General features: G+C 71.9%; 1 protein-coding gene and 1 pseudogene. Both read right to left on the bottom strand.

What is annotated here, in order from left to right; all coding sequences use genetic code 11:
- A partial coding sequence (locus tag ACJA3G_RS38425) for a helix-turn-helix domain-containing protein (RefSeq protein WP_406557595.1) occupies positions 1-273 on the bottom strand: 273 nt, incomplete at its 3' end.
- A 5-nt stretch (positions 274-278) separates the two neighbouring features.
- Positions 279-515: pseudogene (locus tag ACJA3G_RS38420) on the bottom strand (helix-turn-helix domain-containing protein); the annotation flags it as partial.
- Positions 516-527: the final 12 nt, after the last annotated feature.

The following is a 527-nucleotide window of genomic DNA, read 5'->3' as shown; positions in this document are numbered from 1 at the left end:
CCCGACGGGCGGGGCGCCCACCAGGTCGTCCAGCGGCACCTGATGGGCACGGGCGATCGGCAGCAGCAGCTCCAGACTGGGCCTGCGGTGCCCGGACTCCAGCCGGGAGAGCGTGGAGACGGAGATCCCGGTCGCCGCCGACAGATCCCCGAGCGTGGCCCCGCGCTCCTTGCGGATGCGGCGGAGCCGGGGACCGACCTCGGTCAGTACGTCGTCGAGTGCGCGGTCGTCAGCCATACGGCCATTGCAGGATCGGCAAAGTGGATTGTCAATCCGGACCCGACGGGCGGGGCGCCCACCAGGTCGTCCAGCGGCACCTGATGGGCACGGGCGATCGGCAGCAGCAGCTCCAGACTGGGCCTGCGGTGCCCGGACTCCAGCCGGGAGAGCGTGGAGACGGAGATCCCGGTCGCCGCCGACAGATCCCCGAGCGTGGCCCCGCGCTCCTTGCGGATGCGGCGGAGCCGGGGACCGACCTCGGTCAGTACGTCGTCGAGTGCGCGGTCGTCAGCCATACGGCCATTGCA

Source organism: Streptomyces sp. YS-3 (assembly GCF_045257485.1).
Taxonomy (GTDB): domain Bacteria; phylum Actinomycetota; class Actinomycetes; order Streptomycetales; family Streptomycetaceae; genus Streptomyces.
This window is presented reverse-complemented; position numbering and strand designations above follow the sequence as displayed.